This is a genomic window from Streptomyces sp. NPDC037410, from assembly GCF_055602235.1.
Window position 1 is genome coordinate 107,979 of sequence record NZ_JBVJWR010000002.1, and the last position, 22,711, is coordinate 130,689.

Below are 22,711 nucleotides of genomic sequence, written 5' to 3' on the forward strand. Positions count from 1 at the left end.
AGTCGTGCGGGCCTCACGGGGCGTCGGCGCCGGGCGGTGCGAGCCGGTAGCCGACCCCGCGCACGGTGTGGATGAGCGACGGGTCGCCGAGCTTGCGGCGGAGCTGGGAGACGAGTACCTCCAGGACGTTCGACTGGGGCTCGGCCATCTCGTCCCAGCAGCTCTCGATCAGCTCGGCCCGGGAGACCGCCTGGTCGGCACGGGTCGCGAGGACCTCCAGGACCGCGAACTCCCGGCCCGTCAGCGTGAGCAGCACGCCGCCGCGCCGCACGTGCCGGCGCGCCGTGTCGATCTCCAGGTCGCCGACGCGGTGCACCGGCGGGCGTACGACGGCGGCGCGGCGGCACAGGCTGCGCACCCGGGCGACCAGCTCGGGCACGGCGAACGGCTTGACGAGGTAGTCGTCGCCGCCGCTCGCGAAGCCCTCCACCCGGTCCGCCACCGTGTCCCGTGCGGTCAGGAACAGCACGGGTGCGGTGCTTCCGCCGCGCCGCAGCCCGTCGACGTAGCCGGCCGCGTCCCCGGACGGCAGCATCCGGTCGAAGACCGCGCAGTCGTACGTGGTGACGAACAGCGCCTCGTCCGCCTGCGGCAGATCGGCCGCCTCGTCGACGGCGAACCCGGCGGCCCGCAGGGCGGCGGCCACACCGAAACGGAGGTTTTCGTCGTCCTCGACGAGCAGTACACGCACCCGCACACCCTAGTGTGAGCGCCTGGTCGTACCGGCCGAGCCGACGCTGGGCGCCGGCCATGCGGAAGTCTTCACCTGGCAAGCGGCCTCGGGCGGCTTGACGCCAAATGGCGGGAATCGGCCAAGATCTGCGCGTCCTTGCAGCGTGTGACCTGTTCCAAGCTCAGCCGCCCCTCTCAGTGACCCGCCCGCCCCCCTCAGTGGCCCGCCACCCCCCATCAGCGGCCCGCCGTCGCGCTCCTGGGCCAGTCGCGTCCGGAAGGGCTGGAGGCGTCACGCGGTCAGTCGGTGCCGGCCGTGCCGGCGCCGGGTATGCGTGCCTTCGCGAGCAGCGCGAGGCAGTGGTCCCGCAGCAGGTCGGAGGGAACCGCGCCGAGCGAGATGTCCCGGACGACCTGGCGCAGCTCGACGACGGGGGAGCCGGCCAGCATCTCGAGCACCTCGAACTTGTTCCGCATCGGAACCTTCGGGTCGGACACGAAGTCCCGGCAGGTGGCGGCCGCAGGTGCGTGCTGCAGACGAGCCAGGGTGATCAGAGCCCTTGTCTGGATGAAAGGGGTGGACGTTCTGGCCAGCCGTTCGAGCAGGTCCAGCACGTCCGCGCCGCCCAGGTGCTGCAACACGTGGACCGCGGCGATGCGGACCATCGGCGATGCGTGCCGGGAGGCGGCGATGCGCCGGTGGGTAGCGCTCGTCTCCGGCAGCAGGTGGTCCCGGGTCAGCGCCAGCGCGCGGATCCGCACCTCCGTCGGCTGGCGCTTGTCGGCCGCGACGTCGGTGAGCACCTGCCTGGCCCGCACTGGGTGTGCCCGGCACAGCGCCTCCAGCGCCTGGACGCGCGCATCCGCGTCGACCGGCGCGTCCGTCAGCAGATCCTCCAGCGCCCGGCACCCGTCTTCCGGAGCGATCTTTCCCAACGCGTCGGCGGCGCGGATGCGCGCCGCCGGACCGAACGCCGACCGGGCGAGCTCGTCCAGACAGCGGCTTGCCCTGACGTCGTCGAGTCCCGCCAAATGCGTCCCGGCCCGCACCCGCATCTCCTCCAGCAGTTCCGGGTTGTCCAGCACGGACAGCAGGGCGTCGGCGGCCTTGCGGGTGCGGAACTGGTCGAGGCGCTCGGCGGCCAGGAACTGCGTTGCCCGGGGCACCGAAGGGTGCAGCGCGATGACGGTGAGCAGGTACAGGGCCCGCGGGTCCCGTACGTCGTCCAACGCCTCGGCGGCCTGTAGGCGCAGCCCGGTCCCGGCCATGGGGTCGCCAGCCAGGACGTACAGGACGTCCTGGCCGCGCGGGTCGGAGAGGGAGAGCAGCGCCCGGCCCGCCAGGAGCCTCTCCGGTCCGGTCAGCCGCTCCGTCGCCGCGATCGCGGCCAGCGCGTCGGCCGCCCTGGGGTCGCCATGCCGGCTCAGCGCTTCGGCCGCCCGCAGGATCAGCGTGGGCTCGTCGGAGGGCCCGGTCAGCAGGCGGGCCAAGGCGTCCACGACGCGGGGGTCACGGAGCCGTGAGAGTCCATCGGCAGCCGACAACCGCAAGTGGCGGTCCTCTGAGGGGTCCTGGGCGATCCGGGCCAGGCACTCGACGGAGTCCTTCCCGCCCAGCCATTCCATTGCCTCGAGCACCCGACTCCGGGAGGACACAGGGCGCTGCCGGTCCTCGGCTGCCTTGCGCAGGGAGCGGAAGGCGGAGTACGGGTGGAGCCGCGAGAGCGCCTCCACGGCGGCGGACCGGACATGCGTAGGGGTCGGTCCGTCGATGGCGATGTCGAGCAGGATGGTGACGGCGCTGTCGGGCGCGGTCCGGTCCAGGGACTCTGCGGCGTGCAGCCGGTCCACCCACCAGGTCTCGGTGGACCGCGCGAGGTCCGCCAGCGCCCGCGCGCCTCGCTCGTCACCGAGCCGGCCCAGGATCTTGGCGGCTCTGATCCTGTGTGCCGCGTCCGTTCTGTGGTCGTCGGTGACGGAGACCGGAAGCTCATGGGCGTCCGCGGAGCCCAGGTCCGCAAGCATCTCCGCGGCGTGCAGCCGGGATTCCAGGTCGTGCACGGGGAGCGCCGCGAAGGAAGAGATCGCTGCGGTGCCCCGGGCGTCCCCCAGGTCTACCAGCGACCGGGCGGCCCGCAGCCGGTCGAACGGGTCGCGACGCTCGTTGCGGATGACCGCGAACAGTTCCCGCGTGGCCGTCCGCAGCACCCGCTGGGGAAGGGGGACGCCCTCGCCGCTCAGCCGGGCGACGTACTGGGCACCATGCAGCTCCCTGGCCCAGTGCACGAGCAGTCGTGCGAACTGCGGACGGCCGGACCAGGAGGAGACGAGGAAGTCGACATAGGGATTCTCGACGGCGGCCAGCGGGGCCACCCGGCGCCTGCGCGGCCGGCCGCCGACGATCGAGCGGTAGGCAGCCCGGTTCCGCTCGGGGTTCCCGACCGTGGCCTGCGCCGCGAGGTGTTCGAGCAGCGTCTGGTGGACGAACTCCAGGCCACCACCTCGCCTCACGACGAGCCCGCCTCGCAGCAGTACCTCCTCGCACAGCGCGCTCCACTGCTCGGGACGGAGGGAGTCGGGCCGCAGGTGGCCCGTCCACCGCTCGATCAACTGCTGTTCGGGAGTGGTGTCCCCGTGGTACTTGGCCAGGGCCAGCTCCCGCAGGACGTGATCTGTCACGGTCCCGAGTCCTTCCGCCGCGCGGACCCCTTCGGCGCCGTGGCGGTCCAGAACGGCGTGCGCTTGCTCCAGTACGCCGGCGCGCTCGCCGTACTGCTGGGAGCGGAGCAGGTCCATGAACCGCGTGTACAGCGCCCAGCGGCCCCGGGGGAGCGGCTGTTGGCCGGATTCGGCGTGCAACTGGCAGAGCATGGTCGCCATCAGCGGCACCGTCACCAGATGCCGCACGCTGGGAATCTTGGCGTGATCCAGGAAGGCAGTGGTCTTCGCCTCCGGCTCCGACAGGCCCAGAGCGGTGAACCAGGCGCGGGCGAACTGGGGCAGCTGCTGGAGGTCGAAGGGCAGCAACGAGCAGCATCGGAACCGGGGCACGTCCCGGACGTCGAGAGTGGGCCTGGTAGCCAGGACGAACCGGAACTGGTGCGCGTACGTGTCCTGTTCCCGGATCGAGGCGAGTTTGCCCAGGACGCGCTGCCGCGCCTCCGGGCTCATCACCTCGTCCAGGCCGTCCACCAGCAGCAGCCAGCGCACGCCCGGCGCCGGGGGAGCGGCGAAGAGGTCCTCGCGGATGGACCTGACCAGCCCGGCGCCGCTGAGCTCCCGAGAGACGGCGTCGTGCAGGAGGATCGCGAAGGGCAGGTCGTCGACCAGGTCCGCGGCTCTGACAAGGACGGGGACCGAGTGGTAGAAGTGCTCCTCGGTCCACCTGCGAGCGACCGTGGTGATCCAGGAACGTAGCAGACTGGACTTTCCGAAGCCCGGACCGCCGAAGACGACCACGTCGTCGGGGTGGTCCAGGAGCGCGTCGGCGGGGGTTCGAGCCTCGTCGTCCGGCACTGGGCCGTGGTTCCGGAATGCTGTCGTGTGCTGGTGTACGTAGACGGTGGACAACGGCGGCGGCACCGTGCCGGGGATCACTCCTGGGTACGGGTGCTCCCGGGCGGCACGCGCGGAGAGGTCGAGGAACTCGCGCAACTGCGGTCCGAGGAAGGGCCAGCCGCCTGCCTCGATTTCCGCGTCCGACAGCGTGCCCAGCCAAGTGCGGCAGTCGGCGCTCCACCGACTGTCGCACCAGCCGGGATCGAGCCGGGCGATGAGCTCGCGCGCTCCCACCATGTGTGAACTGCCGGTCCGGTCGGCGGTGGTCAGCATGCCGGCCACGCACCCCGTCCGGCGGTTGAGGACGGGACTGCCGCTGAACCCGCCGGTCAGCACCGCGCCGCGTAGCCGGTGCAGGCTGTTCGGCCGCTCGAAGGAACGGGAGGACGGGCCCTCGTAGGAGAAGGTCGCGGACTGCCCGGCGCGGAACATGCCGGACGGATGCCCATAGGCCCACAGCGTGTCTCCGACGGCCAGCCGGTCCGACAGCGGCAGGGCGGCGGGGCTCTCTTGCCGGTCGGTGTCGGTGACCTGGAGGAATGCCAGGTCGAGCCCTTCCTTCGGGGTCAGGAAGTACCACTCCGGACGTACCTGGAGCTCCAGGATCAGCGAGCGCGAGGCGATGCGGCCCACGATTCTGGGTGGCAGCTCAGCCGCCGAGGCGGCTACCACGTGGGCGCACGTGGCCACCACGCCGGGCGCCACGAAGAAACCGGTGCCCACGGCGAGCGGTTCGCCGTCGGACGAGGGCACTTCGAGCGCGACGACGGAGTCCAGCAGCGCCGACTCCTGCCTCCCTAAGAGAAGGCCCGTCACGCCGAGGTGCTGTCCCATTCGAGCGTGACCTTGAACGCCGACTTGGCGCTCGCCTTGCCGATGGCGGCCACCAGAGAGCCCGATTCCAGGGCGATGTCGCAGCCGAACTCCAGCGTCACCTTACTCGCCGTGCTCTGCCGGGCCTGCTCGCCCACGGCTCGCGCCACCGCGTTCAGCCCGGACATGACCTGGTCGAGACTGGGGCGACGGGCGGCGATCTCGGTCTCCTCGCCGTCTGCCGCAGCCTCGGCGGAGTGCGCGAACACTTGCATGCGCACCCCGTCCTGGGTCACGGGGACCACCACGGTCTCTCCCGCGGTGCGGTCGTCCTCTGTCATCCTGACTTCCCCCAGGAGTCGGCCCGAACCTCTGTGACGAGCCCGGAGCGGGCCGTGAAGACATCGTGGCACAGGCCACCGACAGCGCGCGGCCGCCGGAGACAATCTCATCCGCGAGGAACTCACCTCAGGGCCCCGGTCGCCCTTGCCCCTTCGCGGCCGCGGTCGAGGAGTTTGTTGGGACCGGTGCACGCCGGAATCCGCCATGACCGTACTGGAGTCGCTGAAGTCGTTCCTGGAGGAGACCCGGTGCGTGTTCGTGCTTGCGCTGGACCTAGCTTGATCTCTTAGTCCCTGAACGGCATCGAGCCCTGGAGCCGATCGCCGATCGCCGATCGCCGTGCCAAGGCCGCCGATGCCCACCAGGCCCGTGTCGAACTGCTGTCGCCACATGGTGTGTTCCTCGCGTCATCTCGACGGCGAGTGCAGGCCGAGGGTGCGGGCCTTACCTGATGGTCTCCTCCAAGGCGGACCGACTGTCGGCCCGGGCCGACAGTCGGTCCGCCTTGGAGGAGACAGACGAAAGGGGGTGTCACCCATGCGGGTGACACCCCCTCGCCGTGCGTCCTACATGGAGGAGTCGTCGAGCGGGTTGTTCATCACGGCAGAGGCCTCGCAGCTCGCGATCACGCCGCTGCTGGCGCCGATCTTGCAGACCTCGAAGTAGGCGTTGTCGATCCAGCCGGCCTCCAGGTACGTGCTCCACGAGGCGGTCGTCTGGCCGCTGGGCACGGTCCGCATCGACCAGACCCTGTGGCCGGCTTCGCCGTTGGTGATGAGGCGGATGCCGACGACGTAGCCGTCGGTCGCGCGGTCCTGGGCGACGATCTGGATCGGGTCGAGACGGTAGGGGTTGAGCCCCCAGCCGATGACCATCCGCCCGTAGTACGAGTTGGTCGAGACCGTTGCCTCAGTGCCGGAGGCAGCGGCCGCGGGGCTAGCGAGGAGCGGAGTGACTACGGTGGCCAGAGCCGCGGCGGTGGCGACGAGGCTGCTCTTGAGGCGCAAGGATCCCCCAGGGAAAACATGTTGGCTTGGAAATGTCTACTCTAGCTCGAATTTGATCATGCTTGACCATGTGTCAACTTGCCCCACCCGAGGTGCCATTCGGCCTTCCGCGGCCTTCCGCGGGCTTCTCGCCGGTAGCCGGCTCGCGGCGTCGAACAAGTGTGGAGCTTGCCGGGGCAGTAGGGGCCGGCGTTGGGGGCAGGATGGGCGTGCGGGTCATGGTGGTCGACGAGCACCGGGCCGGGGTCGGGGCTGGGCGTCAGGCCTTCGAGAGGGCGGCGCGGGTTTGCTGTTCTCCCCAGCTAGGGTCACAGCCCGTGGGGGTGGTGGTCTCCGCCCACGCAGCTGAGACCACCACCACCCCGGCTGCGGGGCAGGCAGGGGCTTGGCTCCTACGGAGGCAAGCCGCATGGAGGGGCCGGCCTGGCATGCGTGGCCCTGCTTTGAGGGGCGAGGGGGCGCCGACACACCAGGGTGCGCTCGTGCGCGAGCAGGTCTGGCCAGCTGAATGCCGACGTTCGCTGCGCCTTTGCTGACGCAGCATCAGATGCCTGATGGTGTGGCACAGGGAGTACCGGCGCGCCGGTCTTGGCACCGTGGCCCGCGTGGCTCAGGGGCTGGCGGGAGATGGTGGTACGGCTGTTCCGGCCAGCTTGCTCGGCTCGACGTGAGACGTTGCTCCAGCCCTGGTCGAGCCGGATGGAGGCGGCGAGCCGAGGGCTCTGCTTGAGCGCGGCGTCGTCGTGGTGGCCTGCCGCACTGCCTGCCCTCCCATGCACGACCCTCCCCTTGGCTTCACGAGAATGACGTCACTGCATGGGCCGGCCCGCCGCCCGAGAGGGGCCTTGTTCCCGTATGGCTACGGCCAGGTGGTGTGGAACGAGGTCCGGGCCTCATCGGATTGCGGACAGCATCTGACCTATATGCCGCCTATTGTTCGTCTGCGGTCGGCCAACGGGAAGGCTCGACCACCGCTCAGTGCGGTGCCACCTCAACAGGCAGCAGGCAAGGAGTGACGTGACCATTCTGGTTACTGGTGCGACGGGAACTCTGGGGCGCCTGGTGGTTGAGCGACTTCGGCGTGCCGGACAGACGGTTCGCGCGCTCACGCGCAACCCGGCCGAGGCGACCGGTCTGCCCGACGACGTCGAAGTGGCGGGCGGCGACCTCACGAAGCCGCAGGCAATGGCGGCGGCCCTCGACGGAGTCTCCGCCGTGCACCTGCTCGGAGCCACCGGGCACGACCACGCCCCGTTGCAGACGGGGCCGCAGATCATGGCGATGGCCGCCGAGGCAGGCGTGCGGCGGCTGACGGTCCTGTCGCCTGGTGAGGAAGGAGAGCTGGGACAAGCCGTGCGTGACAGCGGCCTGGAGTGGACGTTCATCTGGCCCATCGACCTCATGTCGAACGCACTCGGATGGGCTGAGGTCATCCGGCGTACGGCGGAGGTCCGCGAGCCGTACGCGAACCGCAAGACCGCTTCGGCAGACGAGGCGGACGTCGCCGCCGTTGCCGCGACAGTGCTGGCCGGAGGCGGCTATGCGAGAAGGCGCCTCATCCTTTCGGGCCCGGAAGCACTCACGCCGGCCGACAAGGTGTCCGCCATCGCGTCGGCGACCGGCAGTCACATTCGTTTCACCGAGCTGACCGATGATCAGGCACGGCGGCACTGGCGTGCTGAGGCGTCGCCCGAGGAGGGCATCGAGTTCATGCTGCACATGTGGGCGACCGTGCCGGAGACGGTGGCCAGGGCGACTTCAACGGTCGAGGAAGTTGTCGGCCGCCCGCCTCGGACCTTCGCGCAATGGGCCACCGCACACGCCGACGCCGTCCGCCCCTGATACGTGGGAAGGGGCTGCCGCCACTCGCCGTGTTCCGGGTGACGGCGTCATCGGAGGCCACGTGTAGCTCGCCCTTCGACATCCGCGGCGTGACCAGGACGCTTCACGGGGGCATTCCGATGCTCCCGCGGCAAGCGCCCAAGCGCCGCCAAAACTCGGTTCTGGCACAGATCTTGGGGAGCCATCGCGGAGGGTGACAGCTTCGTTCGATTGCAAGGAGGGGCGGCGACCTGGGGGACCGTCACCGATCACGCATTCTGGTCCACCACCAGCGCGTCGTCGCCCACTCGTTGTAGTTGGGCTCCGGCAAGGTGCGGCGCTCAAATTCCTCATCGATACGCGTGATCAATCGGCCCAAGTCCCGTTTGGCTCCGGGCGGAAGGCACAGCATCGCCCACTCCAGGTCATCACGGGCATCTCCCACCCCGGGCGAATCAAACGCGGAGCCGTCCAGGTAGCGTCCGGGCTCCTTAAAAGCCCACTCGAAACACGAGAGTGCCTTGGCGACCGCGTTGGGCCACATCTCCTGGTCTTCGACCCGGCGGATCGCTGCACGAGTCCGTGCGGAGACGCCGGGGACCCTCAGAACCGGATACTGCCATCGTGGCCGCCACCGCTCTGCGCGGACGGCCTTGGGACGCCTACGCGGCATCGCCCTTTCGGATCAACATGAGGCCATCCTGCCACGGCTGGGCACCCGCATGCACTGGCTGTACGCCAGCCGCAGCAGGGGTTCCTACCATCCGGTTCTCGCGCAGCTCTTGGGGAACATCGCGAAGTGTTATTGGAGAAGGATCATCTTGCGGAGTAGGTCGAACCCGGCGCGGCCGTAGAGCTGCCGCTTGATCTTCTTGATGCGGTTGACGGCGCCCTCGATGCTGCCGGAGTTCCAGTCGAGAGTGAGCCCGGCCGTCACGGCGTCGAGGTCTCGGAGCAGGTGGAGTGCGAAGCCGGTGAGGCCCGGTAGCTGGCTGGCGTCGACTGCATCGATCCAGGTGGGGAGTGTGGAGCCAAGGCGGTCGGTGAGGATTTCGCCGAAGTCGCGCATGTGTCCGGCGGCCTGGTCCAGTTCGGGGCAGTGGGCCAGGACCTGCTTCAGGCTGGCCTGGTCCTCCTCGTTCAAGGTCGCGGGGTGTCGGGTGAGCCAGCCGGTCACCTGCCGCACCGTCGGCGGCCGAGGCGGTGCGGCGGACGGAATCCCGCGCAAGGTGGCGATGTGGGCGCGGACCATGCCGTAGGTGACAGGAGCGTGCTCGGCTATCAGCTCGCCGTGCAGTCGGGTGACGCTGGTGCATCCCTCGGCGAATCGCCGCTCCAGGTAGGGCTTGTAGGGGTCCAGCCTGCTGGGCCGGGGCCGGTTCTCGCGGAAGGTGTCCTGCCAGCGTGCGGCGTTCGCGTACCGGAGCAGGGTGTTGAGTCCCCAGCCCAGGTGCCGGGCGATCGCCCGGCGTGAGTGACCCTGGGCAAGTAGCTCGTGGACCAGGGCGTGTGCGGCCTTCTTCCGCTCGGCCCGCCGGCCGACGGGGTCCGAGTCATCCTGTGGCAGGCCAGAGGCCAGGCGAGGCGTCTCCGGCCGTGTGCCGCTGGGCGACGGGTTGCGCAGGCAGTCGCGGTGGGCGGCGACGCAGGTCTCCACGGCTCGGCCGAGGCCCTGCCACAGGTGGAACCGGTCGGCGACCTGCAATGCGTCGGGGGCACCGCGGCGGGCACCCTCGGCGTAGGCACCCGCCCGGTCCCGGCAGATGATCTGCACTCCGGGGTGCCGGATCAGCCAGGCGGCCAGCGGCCCGGCTTGACGTGTCGGGAGCACATCGACCACGCGACGGTCTTCGACACTGGTCAAGACGGTGGAGTAGGTCTGGCCGCGACGGATCGCGAAGTCGTCCACGCCCAGCACACGCGGCGTGCTGAACCGCGGATCGGGCAATGTCATGACCCTGCGTAACAAGGTCATCCGTCCCGCGCCGAAGCCCAGCTGGGCCGCCAGCCGAGCACCGGCCCGCCCGGCCAGCGCGAGCCCCACCCGCTCCAGCGCGCGGCTGAGCCGCCAGGTGAACCGCGCGTGCGGGGCAGCCAGCCGGGAGAACGGCTCGGCGAACGTCCGGCGCGGGCAGTCCGCCGAACCGCAGATGAAGCGCCGGACCGTCAGCCGGATCACGAAGCGCTGCTCAGCGAGCGGAAGATCCCTCAGCCTGCGCTGATATCGGTCGTGGACCCGGTCCGAGAAACGGCCGCAGTCCGGACAGGTAGCGCCGGCCGCTCGGCCTCTCGCCACCACCTCGACCGTGCCGAACGCGGCCGTAACCGCCTCGACATCCACATCGTCGATCCCGTCGAACACCAGCGAGCCCCAGAACGGTGCATCGGTCTGCATGACCAGCACCATCACCGTCGACAACCGACCGCAGCAGCGACCGCCAGACACCTGAGGGAGCGTCAATTCTGATCGGCGGACGGCAAGGCGTACGCCGTCTCGCACGAGCCAGTCCCTCACAATCGAACATCGAAGTAACGCTCCGCGACGGCTCCCCAAGATCTGTGCCAGAACCCACAACCCGTGAATAGAGCCACTCCTCTTCCGCGACGCTCGCCACGTACCCGAGCTCAGACCCCTCACCCTTTGGCTCACGACCGACCCGGCGCGCGCCGTCCGTGTCTGCGCCGCCGAAGCCGTCCGCTCCCTGATGAACCACGATCCGCACACCGCAACTGGACGCAGCGGATGGGCTGATGACACGTCAGGAGCTCAACGTCCCCAAGGGGCCTACGACTCAACGCCTGCTTGTCCACGCACTGGCTCGGGCCCCCTCGCGGTCCGCCCCCACCCCGACGCGGCGCTCAAGGGCCCACGGCAGACCGCAGAACTCGTGAGGCGCACCTGGGCTGAGCCGGCACTGTCGGACCGGACGGCCAGCTCTACGGTGTTCGTGGAGCCGCCCGGCTTTGGAGGCCGTCCAGGGTTCGGCCGGCTCGGCGATCAGTGCGCCGAGTCGATGCAGGGGGAGACCGTTGCAGATGGGATGGGACAGGGGCGTGCGGGCCAGGTATTGCGTCACAACAACACCCAATCCGCGCGGCCCCTGTCACGTCACGGCCCACTCCCTGGCCGACGCGCAAGGGGTCGTTACTGTGACCGCATGACGACTGACTCAACTGACTCCGCCTCACCCGCAAACCTCGCGTCGATGCCCAGGGCCGAGTTCGCCTTCCCCGGCCCGCTGCGCGACCAACTCGTCGCAGCGATCCTCAACGGTTCCAAGACCTCCACGACAGGGCTCGTCGTCGGCTACGAGCACGAGGGGGAGCCGTTGCCGGAAGTCGGCAGGCGTTCGGTGGTCATCGACTCGGACGACCGTCCGGTCGCGGTCATCGAAGTGACCGGCGTGCGCGTCGTCCCGGTGGCGCAGGTGGATCTCGCCCACGTGGTGGACGAGGGGGAGGGGGGCACCAGCGTGGCCGAGTGGCGAGCTGCCCACGAGCAGTTCTGGCACAGCGAGGAGATGCGCGCGGCGTTGGAGAACCCCGAGTTCACCGTGGACGACGCAACGCCGGTGGTTCTGGAACGCTTCCGCCTCATCACCGACCTTCGCCCAGTCGATTAGCCATCCGCCCACCGCGCGCCGCGTCGTAAGTCTCCAGTCTGGCCACTCGGCGCCACCGCCATCGGGTACGCCACGGCGCAGCCGACGGTGATGAGCAGGCGATCGAACTTGGGATCACGAGGCTCCTCAGCGGGCCAGGACCTGACAGAACGTTCGGGACGTCGCCCGGATCCTGGCGTCATGCCGGTGCTCATGCAGCGCTTCCTGGAGGACGCGCAGGCCTACTCACTCACCGCGGGCAAAGTACAGTCCGGCGAGGCCTCCGATGCCTTCCTGACGTACGTCAAGCACAGCGTCGATCTCACCTGCCTGCCAGTGAAGGCAGAGGACGATGAGCCGTTGGTGGCGAACCTTGCCGCCGCCTGTACGCAGATCGCCACAGCATGCGACCGGGGTACGCCGAGCATGTGGAGGCTGCCAAGGGGAAGACTGCTCAACACAGGCTGGACCTCTTGGCGGTCGACATGCCCTGGGCCCAACCGATGTTCGGGGGCAACGGATACGGAGCCGGGATGCTCGGCGCCGTACTCGGAGACACCTGGATCCGGGACCTTGGCTCAGTGGGGCACGTACTGGACTCCTCGGCCGCACGAATCGCGCTTCCTGACGCCGATGAGCCGATGCGCCGATGGGCCGACGGCGCCCGCGATCCCAGGATTCCCGTTCCTGCCACCCCTCATACCCGCGGCGGCGCCCGCGCCGGTTGTACTCGCGTCGTGCACAGGGGAGGTGCCGGCGCTCGCCCCGATGGGCAATCAGGTCGACCCCGCAACGCCCTCCGCCGCCCGGCTCGACGCGGTACGTCCCCTGAACACAAGGAAGACCATGGCCACGGAACGAAACATCCGGACGAGCTTCGCCTTCTACCCTCCCGACGGGGACGGCGGCGCCTGGCACGCCACACTGCAGACCCTCGAGCGTGCCCTGCGAGAGGCGTTCCCCGAACCCACCATCGGGCACCGGAGGTCCGGAATCCACGAGATGACCGCGCTGGACTTCGAGATCGAGCTGGCGCCGGACTTGTGGGTGGACGGTACAGCGGCCATCACCGAGCCCGACTACGCCTACATCACCCTCACCGGCGTGACCGCAAACGAAGCCGGCGTCTTCGCCGTCTGGCTGCGTGACTCCTTCGTCCCGGCGCCGGACCTTGTACGCTTCGCCAGCAGCCTCGCCATGGCGAACGGCGAGGATACGCCCTCGCCCTTGCCGGCCGCCGGGAGTCGGGAAGACATCAGTGGCCTGCTGCGTCGGCACCTCGACGCGTTCGACTACTGACCGGCGGCCGCCGCAGCCAGCCGCCGCACGCCGGTCCGGGGAGGGCTCGTCGCTACCTGACACCGGACTCTTCTGTCCCGTGACACCGAGGTTTGGTCGTGTGCCATCGAAGTTTGGGCGATGCCGGTGACATGTACTCGGTGGTGCAGGTCGCAGGCGAATCCCGCTCATGGGGGTACGTCGCATTGTGGGGGCCCGCCCCGTGCTTGGACCCCCGCTGGTGATGCCAGGAGTTGCTCGTACAGGTCCGTCCATGGGCACACAAGGCGGCCACCGTCGTGACGCGGGCATCGTGGGCGGCAGCTTTCAGGCTCATGGCCACACCGTAGGACGAGGCATACAGGCTGATCCTCCGCCCGTCTGCCGGAGTGTGCTCCAAGGCCTACGAGATGACGTCGGAGACGTCTGCCACGTCCGAGGGCCCCGCCATGTCGATCTCGCCACCGGAGCGGTGCAGGCCCCGCGGATCGTAGGCGACGGCCACGGACCCGGCTTGCGCCAGCCGCTTCTTGTCGTCGAGCACGGTGTCCTGCGGCGTCGCCCACCACGCGCCCGGCATCACGACGAGCGGATGCGGGCCAAGGGCCGCTGGAACGTACACATTGGCGGCGATGTGCGTGCCGTCCCTCGTCACGATCGTGGTGGAGGAGACGGAGGCCGGCTCCTCGTCCCGAGCGGTGGTGCCCGCTGTCGGCCCGTCGTACTCCGCCCCGTGGAAGGATGTGGATGGCCGGTACGGATCCGTCGGGATGTACGGACACCGGACCGTTCACTTCAGGCCTCGGCCGCCCCCCGTCGGAGCTTCGGGACGTTCGGCTGGCTCATGCACCACCGGCGCCTGGCTCGCGACTACGCAACCCACCCGCATCGCTCCGAAGCCGTGATCCGCCTCGCGGTGATCGACCTGGTGAGCCGTCGCCTCACTCGCGAAGCTACGCTGAACCGGCGCGGCACATGGCTCGCCCGGACAGGCCTCCGCGGCAAGGCGTCAGCTCTCGTCAAAGCCGTGGAAAGTTCCTGATCCATCAGCGGCGTCGGCGAACTCGGCAAAGTCCATGTTGGCGATACTGAGGTTGGCGGAGACGTCAGGAAACCACTGGGCAGGGAGCCTGAACGTCCGACCAGGCTCGTCCGAGAGGTCCACCGCCAGGAGCGAGTGATCCGGATCCTTCATCGTGGCCGCGTCAGCCAGAAAGATGTGGATGATCTGGGCGTCTTCATCCGCAGCAGCTTCTTCATCCATCAATGCCTGGACCCCTACGCCGGCGAAGCGAAGCTCGCTGACATACGTGGCATGGCGGTGCTCGTCGGCCGCGTCGAGCACGGCTCGAACCGCGTCCCAAGCTCCGTCGTCACCGAAGTCGGTACGCAGCACCAGCGAGGTCAGATCATCAGGCTGAGGCAGAGGCATCCTGTGATCCTCTCACCCGACGCTGACATCGACCGTCACAACCACCGCGCCTGCGCAACTCCTCTAACAACCCGGCGATGCCAGACACCCCCGCCCGGACAAAACGCGCGCTTTATGCTTGGTCTTTAACCTCGCACCGCGTCTGACAGTTGTACGGTGGGGCAAATTGCGGTGCGTGTCGGGGGCAGGTTGGTCAGACTCGCGCTATGACAGTGAAGATCAGTCGTATCAACCCCGATCAGTTGCATGAGACGCCGGGCTACCACCACATCACCGTGGTGGAGGCCGGCCGAACGGCCTATCTGGCGGGGCAGTGTCCCCTCGACCAGGACGGCTCTCTCGTCGGCGCGGGCTCCCTCGACGTGCAGGTCGGTCAGGTCGTCGTGAACGCACTCGCCGCCCTCGCGGCGGTAGATGCTCAGCCGCAGCACGTGGTGCGTTCGGTGATCTACGTGCGCAGCGATGACAGGGAGGACCTGGGCCTCGCCTGGAACCGCCTCACCACTTCCGCCCTCGGTCCGGCCTTCACGTCCGCCAGCACGCTCTTGGGGGTTGCGCAGCTGGGCTTCACAGGGCAGCTGGTCGAGGTCGACCTCACCGTCGCGCTGCCCGACTGAGCGGCCCTCACTCCTCGAACGGCGTCTCGAACTGCTTAGCCCGCCTGGTCCTGAACCGGATGCCGAGGCGGCCTCCGTCTGATCACGTGCTCCGACCACGATGCACTGACCACGGCTAAGGGCGGTGGAGTTGACGCCGCTGCCCGAGCACCGGCGCGGGCACGGAGCGATGTGCGACGCCCTGAACCGCGGCCGAATCGACGCCGGGCGGCTGCGGTTGCTGCCGGCCTGCCTGCCGCTGCCCCCGTTCTCAGATGATCTGGTCTGGTTCGCTCGTCGTCTCAGGCACCCTAGGCGAACAAGGAGGAGTGCCCACGCCGCAGTGGCCACGTCGACCTGCTCCGCGCATGCATTGCTGGAGAGGCCGGCGAGTGGGTGTCCGGGGGCCGGATCCGGACGCGCTGCCTGGTCCGGGCCCGATTTCGGTTCGTGCCGGTCGAGCGGTCACGGCCCAGGCCCGGTGTCACGGTCCGCTCAGCGGGCGGTCAGCGAGTAAGCCGGCAGCGGCGTGTTGCCGTGGTGCTTCGCCAGGGACCGGAGTACATCCGCCTGACTTAGCACCAGGTCTCGTACCATCTCCGGCAGTTCAGCCATCCGGTTCTTGTTGTTGAGCAGTGTCATGCAGGCGCCCACCTCCCAGTCGGCATCCTGGAGGTCGGTTGTGTCGACGGCTTGCCCCGGGACGGGATTCCAGCCTGCCGCTGGGAGAATCCGGAGCAAGCTCTCGCGCGAGAACGGCGTGCGCACATTGCCTTCGCCCCGCGACCCGCTCGCCTCAATCAGACCCTGAATCAGGACGGCCAGCAGATGGGGCAGTTGCTTCCCCGACCGGGGTGTGAGGTCCCACTCGGTGTAGCACAGGTTCCGTGCCCAGCGACGGACCCGGGCGAGGGTCGCCCCCAGCTGGTCCAGGGAGTCGAAGTACCAGGAGCAGTGTGCCAGGACTGCGTAGTCGAACCCGTTGTCGGGGAAGGTGATCGCCTCATCGAGGACGTCCAGACCGAAGCGGAAGTCGATGCGGGAGCCCAGCGGCGTCGCTTTGAGGTGCTTCGCCGACTCCCCCAGGGTGATCGGGGCACCGTACGACGGATCCGCGATGTCGACGGCGACCACCCGGCCCTGCGGGCCGACGGCCTCGGCGAGGGCAGCCGTCATGTCGCCCTGTCCGCAGCCGACCTCCAGGACCGACGCTCCGGCCGGGATGCCCCAGCTGGAGACGAGTCCGGCCCGGTAGCGGGTCTGGGTCAGCTGGATTTCGGGGGACACGTTGACGGCGGCCATCGCGGCCGCGATCGAGGGTGCCTTCGTCACCAGTTCGGTCTTGTTCACAAAATCTTTCGTCCTGCCTTCGGATACCGTGCGTGCCGGGGCCGTTGTTGCCCAGGTCGGGGTCGGCACCACTCGCTGATCCTCAAGAACTACCAGACATGGCCGGCCACCTCCGTTCGAATCGGGTGGATCCGGACCGGCGCAACGGAGACAACAGCCGCAATCGATTCGTCTGGGACCAGACCATCCGCGACGGGACAAGGACGTCGGGTCGCCGAGGTAAAGGCCGCAGGCACGGTCCAGGGCATCTTCGGGGGAGCAAAGGGGAGTCCGGTGGGAAGGGAGTTCTCCTCGCGGACCTCAGACCGCACCGGGTGCGCGGCTGGCTCACGCGGCGCGACACTCCCGACCTCCGGGAGCGCGTCGCCGACGTCTGCGACCTGTACCGCAACGCGCCCGAAGGCGCTGTGGTGCTCTCCATCGACGAGAAGACCGCGATCGCCGCCCGTTCCCGGCGCCATGCCGGTCTGCCCCTGCCCCGGGCCGACCAGCGCGCCGCGAGTTCGAGTACCGCCGCCACGGCACCGCCTCCCTGGTCGCCGCGTTGGATGTGTGCACCGGCGAGGTCCTCGCCGAGATCATCGCCCGCAACGACGCGGTGGCCTTCACCGCCTTCCTCGACCAGCTCGACGCCGCCATCGCCCCAGGCCAGGAGATCCATGTCGTGCTCGATAACGGGTCCTCCCACACTGCCAAGCACACCAAGAGGTGGCTGGCCGACCATCCGCGTTGGCACGTGCACTGGGCCGGCGAGCCGGACATCGTCATCGTCGCCCGTCGTCGTGTGGACGGGCTGCGAGAGGAGGCCGACCGCATTCAGGCCGAGTTGGCCGCGGCCGAACGGGAATGGGAGGAGTGGGCGATCGCCCGCAGGCGGGTTGATGCGGTGCTCACTCCTGACGGCGACAGCGCCGCCGGTCCGCAGGCCGGCCAGGTTCCTCGGGAGACGGAAGCGCCCTCGGCGCGGCCTGGGCTCCCGGAGGCGGCGAAGCCGAAATCGGTGGTGCCTGTGCGGCGCGCGGGGCTGGCCCCCTCGGTGCTGTCGGTGGACTACCAGCGCATCCTTCGGGCCCTCGCGGACCGGGGTCGACTCGACCAAGGGACGCTGACCTGCCAGGAGTTGGCCGTCGCCTCGGCATGGAGATGGTGCCGGCGAAGGTGGAGGCGCTGCGCTCGAAGGCGAAGCGTCTGGTGGCCCGCGGCTGGCTGGCCGAGCCGATGCCGGGCCGGTTCACGCTGGCTGAGGGCGTGGCCGGGCCAGGCGGCGGGTCATGAGGAGGGCCATCGACCAGTAGACCATCGCCTCGGCGCTGTGGGTGCGGCGTTCGAAGTCGCGCACCAGTCGGCGGGTGCGCATCAGGTGGGCGAAGAACCGCTCGACGATCCAGCGTTTCGGCAGCACGACGAACCCCTTCTGGTCGTCACTGCGCCTGGTGATCACCAGCACCAGTGCCAGGGCGGTGAAGCAGCACTCGATGAGGCCGCCGGTGTGTAGCCGCCGTCGGCCCAGATGAGCTCCAGCAGGTGGTGCGCGTCGGCCACTTGGGCAAGCAGGCCCTGGGCTGCGATGCGGTCGCCGGTGCCTGCCGAGGTGACCGTCACCGCCAGCAGCAGGCCGAGCGTGTCCACGACGACGTGCCGTTTACGGCCGTTGATCAGCTTGCCGCCGTCGAAGCCGCGGCTGTCGGCACCGACGACGGCGTCCGCCGTGATGGACTGCGAGTCGATCACGCCCGCACTCGGCTCGGCGTCCCGGTCGGCCCGGGTGCGGACCCGGTCGCGCAGCCGGTCGTGGACTCCTGGACCAGGCCCAGGTAGCGCCAGCGGCGGAAGAACGCGTAGACCCGGTCCCACGGCGGGAAGTCCGCTGGCATCGCCCGCCACTTGATGCCGTTGTCGACCAGGTAGCGGATCGCGTCCAGCATCGTCCGCTGGCAGTACGCCTCCGGCTGCCCGCCCCGACCCTGCAGCCACCCCGGCACCGGCAGCAGCGGCCGGACCTGGGCCCACTCCACGTCCGACATGTCCGTCGGATAGCGGCGCTCTCGCACCCCGTGGTCGGCTGCGTTCCCGAACCGGTGAGCCAGGCAGTCACACGCAGCGGTGACCGAACTGGACTCCGCCACCGTGACCGCGTACAACTGCGACAACAGGGCCTCCTGGAACGCTCGTTGGCGTAGACACCCTCCGAGCTACCACGAGGCCCTGTTTCCATGCCGAGCACCGGCCACGATCACCCGAATGAGACTCCCGTTCGATCGACAGGCTCCTCGGTCGGCGCGACAACGGCTTCTTACCCTGGCCAGGCACCGCACCGTGATCCTCCGGCCGGACTGACGCTCACGGTCCGGCCTACCCCCGGGCGAGGGAGGCCGGATGATCCATGGGGTGGATGTGATCAGCGCGGGTGACGGGGAGTCTTGGAGCGTTGGCAATCGGGCTATACGGAGGTCATGGTGGCTCTTCCCGCGAACTCGGAGGTAGGCGGCGTTCCTAGGACACCGACCGCAAGCCAGGGGCGGATTTGGCGGCGGTGGCCCGTGTGGGCGCCCATGGCCGCTGCATTGTGGGGTGTGTTGTACGCCGCTGTCGAGGTCACGTGGGCGTCAGCGGGCATCACCGTGCCATGGAAGGAGCACGCCTCGTACGCGCCGGCAGTCCAGCTTCTCCTGGCGGCCCTCGCCATCCTGGCCGGCGGGGCCTGCCTGGCCAGTACCCGGACACTTGCCTGGCCTGGCCGGGCTGCGGTGGCGACGGCGTTGATCATGACGCTCCCGGTGTTCGTCGTGGGAACGAATGGACTGCCGATCTACTTCGTGACGCTGGTGACGCTCTCGGGGATCGAGAGCGCCACCGGTCTGGCCCAGGTGCTGCTGAACACGGCCGGCGCCGTACTTCTGCTCCTCGTCGGCCTCTCGTACCGCCGACGGCTGCGCGGCGACTGTCCGCGATGCGGGCGGCCGCACGCCGGCCCCAGCGACGGTCCGCTCGTCCACCCGACCGTCTCCCTCGCCCCGAAGCGGACCCGCAGGGTGGTCTACCTGCTCATGTGCGGACTCCTACCGTGGGCAGGAGTCAAGACCGTCTGGACGCTGGGCGGCGACGCACTCGGCGTCTCGGCCGACGCCTGGCAGCGGACAACGAGCGTCGGCGCGTCGGGACCGTCGAAGGCGGCCGCTTCAGTGGGGATCGACGTGACGGTACTGGCCGCGATGGTCGGGGTCTTCCTACTGCTGGGGCTGCTGCACGCGTGGGGGCGGGTGTTCCCCCACTGGACACTGGTCCTGTCCGGACGACGGGTCCCGCGGCTGCTGCCATTGACCCCGGCCTGGCTGACTGGCATCCCCCTGACAATGTACGGAGCCGTCCTCATCGTCATGGCCCCGCTCATGGCTGTCGGCGTGCTGCCTGAGATCAAGCCGTCGGCGCCGTTCACCACCAGTTCGGGGGTCACTTGGATGGTCGAGTTCGGCGGCCTGGCATTCGCAGGCCTGGGCATCGGCCTCGTCGTGGCCGCTCGCTCCTATGCCGCCCGCACCCACCCCGTCTGTGCCAGCGCCACGGCGACGAACCGGTCCGAATAGCCGGGTACCGACGGCGATCACCCGAACGAGACTCCCGTTCGATCGACAAGCTCCTTGATCGGTACGACAACGACTTCTGAGGGGCGGCCTGCTTGATCCGGCAGAGCGCATTCGTAGCCGTCAGGCCCGCACAGCCTCACATCCGGGATCTCAGTACGTCGACCTCGCAGCCTGGTGCGAACGGGTCGAAGCCGTGCTCGGTCAGCCAGCGAACCGCCAGCAGGCTTCGCAATGACCACCAAGCGTGGATCACGTCGAGGTCGATGTCGCTGCCATAGCCGGCGAGGACGTCGTCGAGGTGTTCCTCGTGTCCGAGTGTGAAGGTGGCGAGGTCGTACAGGGCATCGCCCTGGCCCGCCTCGGACCAGTCGATGATGCCCGTCACCTCGTCGCCGTCGACGAAGATGTGCGCGATCTGCAGGTCGCCGTGCGTGAACGCCGGAGGCCACGGCCGGAGTGCGGCCTCGGCGACCTGGCGGTTGCGGGTGACCAGGTCGGCGGGCAGGGCGCCGTTCGTGACGAGCAACTCGCACTCGGCGTCGAGTTCCGCCGTCAGCGCGTTGACGCTCCGCCCGGCCCGGCCCGGCCGGGGCGGCAGCGGCGCGTCGTGCAGCTTCCGGATGGCGGCGCCCGCCGCGGCCCACGCCGCCGGCGACCCGGCCGACGGCCCGCCGAGGCGCCCGAGCGTCCTCCCCGGGAGCGCGGCGACCGCGAGCACGGGCGGCTTGCGCCACAGGACCTCCGGGGTCGGGACCGGCGCCAGGGCCATCGCCTCGACCTCGACGTCGATGCGCGCCTGATCCGCGTCCACCTTCAGGAACACGTCGCCGACGCGCAGGGTCGCGCGCTCGGAATGGGCGACGACGACTTCGACCTCATCCATGGGCGACCAGTATCCAGGAGGTGATCACCGACGTCGCCGGATTTCTGGATTTACCGCATGCGATGACGCCGTTGACCGTGTCCCGCAGCCTGACAGCCTCGTGCGCGACACTGGCCCATGATCGGGTTCGAACCTGCGGGGCGTACTCTGTGCGTTCGTCGCGGCTCCCGCGTCCGCGACGGAGGTGTCCGGATCCGCCCGCACGACGCTCTGTCAGCGGCCCGGTGTCCTGAGGCGGCCTCGCCCGGCGCGTTCTCACTCGGGAGTGGCGGGCGCGGGTGTCGGGGCGCCCTCCGGTTTCGCTGCCTCTCGTACGACGGCGGCCCACGCACCGGCCATCGCGCCCCACACCGCGCGCAGCCCGGGCTCCGCCTCTCGTACGGAGGTGACGGCGCCGTCCGGGTCGCCGCCGGCCGCCCGTACCGCCGGGCCGTCCGATTCCGCCCAGTCGGCGATCGCGTCCGCGAGGACCTCCGGGTGGAACTGCACGCCCCATGCCCGGGGCCCGACCCGGAAGGCCTGGTAGGGGCAGTCGTCCCCGGTCAGCAGCGGCACCGCGCCGACGGGCAGCGTCTCGGTCTCGTCCCAGTGCCACTGGGCCGCGAGCGTTCCCTCGGGCACCGCGCCCAGAACCGGATCGGTGTCGGCGGCGGGCAGCCGGCGCAGCGGTACGGCCCCGACCTCGGGGCCCTGCGGGCGCCGGACGACCCGGCCGCCTAGGGCATGCGCCAGGATCTGGCCGCCGAGACAGATGCCCAGGACCGGGAGGCGGGCCTCGACGGCCTCCCGTATCAGCTCCCTCACGCGCGGCAGCCAGGGCGCGGCCGTGTCGTCCTCGCAGTTGGGCGCGCCGCCGAGGACGAGCAGGCCCGCCCAGCCGGACAGGTCGGCGGGCAACTCCTCGCCTCGCCACGGGTGGTGGACCCGCAGATCGAGCCCCGCCTCGCGGAGCCGCTCGCCGACCAGGCCGGGGCCGGTGTCGGCCTCGTGCTGGACCACCAGAACAGGGTGTGCGGACAGGTGCGTCACAGTCGTCCCGCCTCCACGATGCGTCGCAGGAACGCCTTGGTGCGTTCTTCCCGAGGATCGCCGAAGATCTGTTCCGGCGGGCCCTGTTCGAGGACGGTGCCCTGGTGGAGGAAGCACACCTGGTGTGCCACCTCCTTCGCGAAGCCCATCTCGTGGGTGGCGAGGAGCATCGTCATGCCGTCCTCGGCGAGGTCGCGCACGATGTTCAGGACTTCGGCGACCAGCTCGGGGTCGAGCGCCGAGGTGATCTCGTCCAGGAGCAGCAGCCGGGGCCGCATCGCGAGCGCCCGGACGATCGCGACACGCTGCTGCTGTCCGCCCGACAGGCGGTCGGGCAGCGCCTTCGCCTTGTCGGCGAGGCCGATCCGGCGCAGCAGCTCCATCGCCCTGTCCTCGGCCTCCGCCTCGTCCAGGACGCCGAGGACGGTCGGCGCGAGGGTGATGTTGTGGAGGACGTCCATGTGCGGGAAGAGGTTGTAGTGCTGGAAGACGATGCCGACGTCCCGGCGCAGCCGGTCCACGTCGACGCCGCGCCCGGAGACCGGGTCTCCGTCGAGCACGATCCGCCCGGCGTCGATGGTCTCCAGGGCGTTGACGCAGCGCAGCAGCGTGGACTTGCCGCAGCCGGAGGCCCCGATGAGGGTGACCACCTGGTGCTGGTTCACCGTCAGATCCAGGCCCCGCAGCACCTCGTGGGCGCCGTAGGACTTCCGTATGCTTTCGATCTCGAGAAATGCCATGGGG

General features: G+C 69.7%; 19 protein-coding genes and 3 pseudogenes. 8 read left to right on the forward strand and 14 right to left on the reverse strand.

All coding sequences use genetic code 11. The features are described 5' to 3' along the window. Positions 1-13 precede the first annotated feature (13 nt). The 4 genes from ACZ7HT_RS03455 to ACZ7HT_RS03470 all read right to left on the reverse strand — a co-directional run bounded on the left by ACZ7HT_RS03455 (position 14) and on the right by ACZ7HT_RS03470 (position 6,392). Positions 14-691 carry a response regulator transcription factor gene (locus ACZ7HT_RS03455; RefSeq protein ID WP_471159259.1) on the reverse strand — a complete coding sequence of 226 codons (678 nt, stop codon included), beginning with the start codon at positions 689-691 and terminating at the stop codon, positions 14-16. 281 nt (positions 692-972) lie between these two features. Continuing rightward, positions 973-5,064 (reverse strand): HEAT repeat domain-containing protein, encoded by a 4,092-nt coding sequence (locus tag ACZ7HT_RS03460; RefSeq protein WP_471159260.1) that lies wholly within the window; start codon positions 5,062-5,064, stop codon positions 973-975. Continuing rightward, positions 5,043-5,384, reverse strand: coding sequence for a CU044_2847 family protein (locus tag ACZ7HT_RS03465; RefSeq protein WP_471159261.1), 342 nt, complete (start codon positions 5,382-5,384; stop codon positions 5,043-5,045). The genes ACZ7HT_RS03460 and ACZ7HT_RS03465 overlap by 22 nt, the downstream gene beginning before the upstream one ends. A 567-nt stretch (positions 5,385-5,951) precedes the next feature. Beyond that, complete coding sequence (locus ACZ7HT_RS03470; protein WP_471159262.1) at positions 5,952-6,392, reverse strand: hypothetical protein; 441 nt, start codon at positions 6,390-6,392, stop codon at positions 5,952-5,954. Positions 6,393-7,409: 1,017 nt separating this feature from the next. Here ACZ7HT_RS03470 and ACZ7HT_RS03475 point away from each other — a divergent pair. Beyond that, positions 7,410-8,234: an NAD(P)H-binding protein gene (locus ACZ7HT_RS03475; RefSeq protein WP_471159263.1), complete on the forward strand. Its 825-nt coding sequence runs from the start codon at positions 7,410-7,412 to the stop codon at positions 8,232-8,234. A 781-nt stretch (positions 8,235-9,015) separates the two neighbouring features. Here the strand turns inward: ACZ7HT_RS03475 and ACZ7HT_RS03480 are convergent. Continuing rightward, on the reverse strand, positions 9,016-10,608 hold the full coding sequence (locus ACZ7HT_RS03480) for an ISL3 family transposase (protein ID WP_471159264.1): 1,593 nt from the start codon (positions 10,606-10,608) through the stop codon (positions 9,016-9,018). A gap of 763 nt (positions 10,609-11,371) precedes the next feature. On the opposite strand from ACZ7HT_RS03480, the gene ACZ7HT_RS03485 reads away from it, so the two are divergent. Together ACZ7HT_RS03485 and ACZ7HT_RS03490 are read left to right on the forward strand one after the other, a co-directional pair. Next, positions 11,372-11,836 (forward strand): ASCH domain-containing protein, encoded by a 465-nt coding sequence (locus tag ACZ7HT_RS03485; RefSeq protein WP_471159265.1) that lies wholly within the window; start codon positions 11,372-11,374, stop codon positions 11,834-11,836. An 825-nt stretch (positions 11,837-12,661) separates the two neighbouring features. Continuing rightward, complete coding sequence (locus tag ACZ7HT_RS03490) at positions 12,662-13,114, forward strand: hypothetical protein (protein WP_471159266.1); 453 nt, start codon at positions 12,662-12,664, stop codon at positions 13,112-13,114. Positions 13,115-13,496: 382 nt separating this feature from the next. Here the strand turns inward: ACZ7HT_RS03490 and ACZ7HT_RS03495 are convergent, their stop codons facing one another. After that, positions 13,497-13,748, reverse strand: a complete 252-nt coding sequence (locus tag ACZ7HT_RS03495) for a CocE/NonD family hydrolase (RefSeq protein ID WP_471159267.1) — start codon at positions 13,746-13,748, stop codon at positions 13,497-13,499. Between the two features lie 174 nt (positions 13,749-13,922). Between ACZ7HT_RS03495 and ACZ7HT_RS03500 the strand changes: the two are divergent. Then, positions 13,923-14,135: pseudogene (locus ACZ7HT_RS03500) on the forward strand (hypothetical protein); the annotation flags it as partial. Here the strand turns inward: ACZ7HT_RS03500 and ACZ7HT_RS03505 are convergent. Beyond that, entirely contained in the window at positions 14,103-14,525 is a 423-nt protein-coding gene (locus tag ACZ7HT_RS03505; protein WP_471159269.1) for a DUF6924 domain-containing protein, read from the reverse strand. The pseudogene ACZ7HT_RS03500 and the gene ACZ7HT_RS03505 overlap by 33 nt on opposite strands. A gap of 206 nt (positions 14,526-14,731) precedes the next feature. Between ACZ7HT_RS03505 and ACZ7HT_RS03510 the strand changes: the two genes are divergently transcribed. Continuing rightward, positions 14,732-15,142, forward strand: coding sequence for a RidA family protein (locus ACZ7HT_RS03510; protein WP_471159271.1), 411 nt, complete (start codon positions 14,732-14,734; stop codon positions 15,140-15,142). A gap of 474 nt (positions 15,143-15,616) precedes the next feature. On the opposite strand, the gene ACZ7HT_RS03515 is transcribed toward ACZ7HT_RS03510, so the two are convergent. Then, positions 15,617-16,471, reverse strand: coding sequence for a class I SAM-dependent methyltransferase (locus ACZ7HT_RS03515; RefSeq protein ID WP_471160039.1), 855 nt, complete (start codon positions 16,469-16,471; stop codon positions 15,617-15,619). 373 nt (positions 16,472-16,844) lie between these two features. Here ACZ7HT_RS03515 and ACZ7HT_RS03520 point away from each other — a divergent pair. Together ACZ7HT_RS03520 and ACZ7HT_RS03525 are read left to right on the forward strand one after the other, a co-directional pair. Then, positions 16,845-17,204 (forward strand): annotated as a pseudogene (locus ACZ7HT_RS03520) (transposase); the annotation flags it as partial. Positions 17,205-17,255: 51 nt separating this feature from the next. Continuing rightward, positions 17,256-17,746 (forward strand): annotated as a pseudogene (locus ACZ7HT_RS03525) (hypothetical protein). Here the strand turns inward: ACZ7HT_RS03525 and ACZ7HT_RS03530 are convergent. Genes ACZ7HT_RS03530 through ACZ7HT_RS03540 form a run of 3 tightly spaced genes read right to left on the reverse strand, consistent with a single transcriptional unit; the run spans position 17,703 to position 18,621 of the window. Further along, positions 17,703-17,918 (reverse strand): transposase, encoded by a 216-nt coding sequence (locus ACZ7HT_RS03530; RefSeq protein WP_471159273.1) that lies wholly within the window; start codon positions 17,916-17,918, stop codon positions 17,703-17,705. The pseudogene ACZ7HT_RS03525 and the gene ACZ7HT_RS03530 sit on opposite strands and share 44 nt — an antisense overlap. Then, positions 17,909-18,202, reverse strand: a complete 294-nt coding sequence (locus ACZ7HT_RS03535) for a transposase (protein ID WP_471159275.1) — start codon at positions 18,200-18,202, stop codon at positions 17,909-17,911. Before ACZ7HT_RS03535 ends, ACZ7HT_RS03530 begins: the two co-directional genes overlap by 10 nt. Continuing rightward, positions 18,199-18,621: a transposase gene (locus ACZ7HT_RS03540; protein WP_471159276.1), complete on the reverse strand. Its 423-nt coding sequence runs from the start codon at positions 18,619-18,621 to the stop codon at positions 18,199-18,201. Before ACZ7HT_RS03540 ends, ACZ7HT_RS03535 begins: the two co-directional genes overlap by 4 nt. A 615-nt stretch (positions 18,622-19,236) precedes the next feature. Between ACZ7HT_RS03540 and ACZ7HT_RS03545 the strand changes: the two genes are divergently transcribed. Continuing rightward, positions 19,237-20,055 carry a hypothetical protein gene (locus ACZ7HT_RS03545; protein WP_471159278.1) on the forward strand — a complete coding sequence of 273 codons (819 nt, stop codon included), beginning with the start codon at positions 19,237-19,239 and terminating at the stop codon, positions 20,053-20,055. A 136-nt stretch (positions 20,056-20,191) separates the two neighbouring features. Here the strand turns inward: ACZ7HT_RS03545 and ACZ7HT_RS03550 are convergent, their stop codons facing one another. The 3 genes from ACZ7HT_RS03550 to ACZ7HT_RS03560 all read right to left on the reverse strand — a co-directional run bounded on the left by ACZ7HT_RS03550 (position 20,192) and on the right by ACZ7HT_RS03560 (position 22,707). Beyond that, positions 20,192-20,938: a phosphotransferase family protein gene (locus ACZ7HT_RS03550; RefSeq protein ID WP_471159280.1), complete on the reverse strand. Its 747-nt coding sequence runs from the start codon at positions 20,936-20,938 to the stop codon at positions 20,192-20,194. A gap of 255 nt (positions 20,939-21,193) precedes the next feature. Continuing rightward, a complete protein-coding gene (locus ACZ7HT_RS03555; protein WP_471159282.1) occupies positions 21,194-21,937 on the reverse strand; it encodes a type 1 glutamine amidotransferase in 744 nt (247 codons plus the stop codon). A 26-nt stretch (positions 21,938-21,963) separates the two neighbouring features. Further along, entirely contained in the window at positions 21,964-22,707 is a 744-nt protein-coding gene (locus tag ACZ7HT_RS03560) for an amino acid ABC transporter ATP-binding protein (RefSeq protein WP_471159284.1), read from the reverse strand. Between the last annotated feature and the right edge of the window lie 4 nt (positions 22,708-22,711).

Coding starts and splice junctions, on each gene's coding strand:
- ACZ7HT_RS03460 (WP_471159260.1), bottom strand. CDS start 5,064: ATGGGACAGCACCTCGGCGTGACGGGCCTTCTCTTAGGGAGGCAGGAG.
- ACZ7HT_RS03465 (WP_471159261.1), bottom strand. CDS start 5,384: ATGACAGAGGACGACCGCACCGCGGGAGAGACCGTGGTGGTCCCCGTG.
- ACZ7HT_RS03480 (WP_471159264.1), bottom strand. CDS start 10,608: ATGCAGACCGATGCACCGTTCTGGGGCTCGCTGGTGTTCGACGGGATC.
- ACZ7HT_RS03485 (WP_471159265.1), top strand. CDS start 11,372: ATGACGACTGACTCAACTGACTCCGCCTCACCCGCAAACCTCGCGTCG.
- ACZ7HT_RS03490 (WP_471159266.1), top strand. CDS start 12,662: ATGGCCACGGAACGAAACATCCGGACGAGCTTCGCCTTCTACCCTCCC.
- ACZ7HT_RS03505 (WP_471159269.1), bottom strand. CDS start 14,525: ATGCCTCTGCCTCAGCCTGATGATCTGACCTCGCTGGTGCTGCGTACC.
- ACZ7HT_RS03510 (WP_471159271.1), top strand. CDS start 14,732: ATGACAGTGAAGATCAGTCGTATCAACCCCGATCAGTTGCATGAGACG.
- ACZ7HT_RS03545 (WP_471159278.1), top strand. CDS start 19,237: ATGACGCTCCCGGTGTTCGTCGTGGGAACGAATGGACTGCCGATCTAC.
- ACZ7HT_RS03550 (WP_471159280.1), bottom strand. CDS start 20,938: ATGGATGAGGTCGAAGTCGTCGTCGCCCATTCCGAGCGCGCGACCCTG.
- ACZ7HT_RS03560 (WP_471159284.1), bottom strand. CDS start 22,707: ATGGCATTTCTCGAGATCGAAAGCATACGGAAGTCCTACGGCGCCCAC.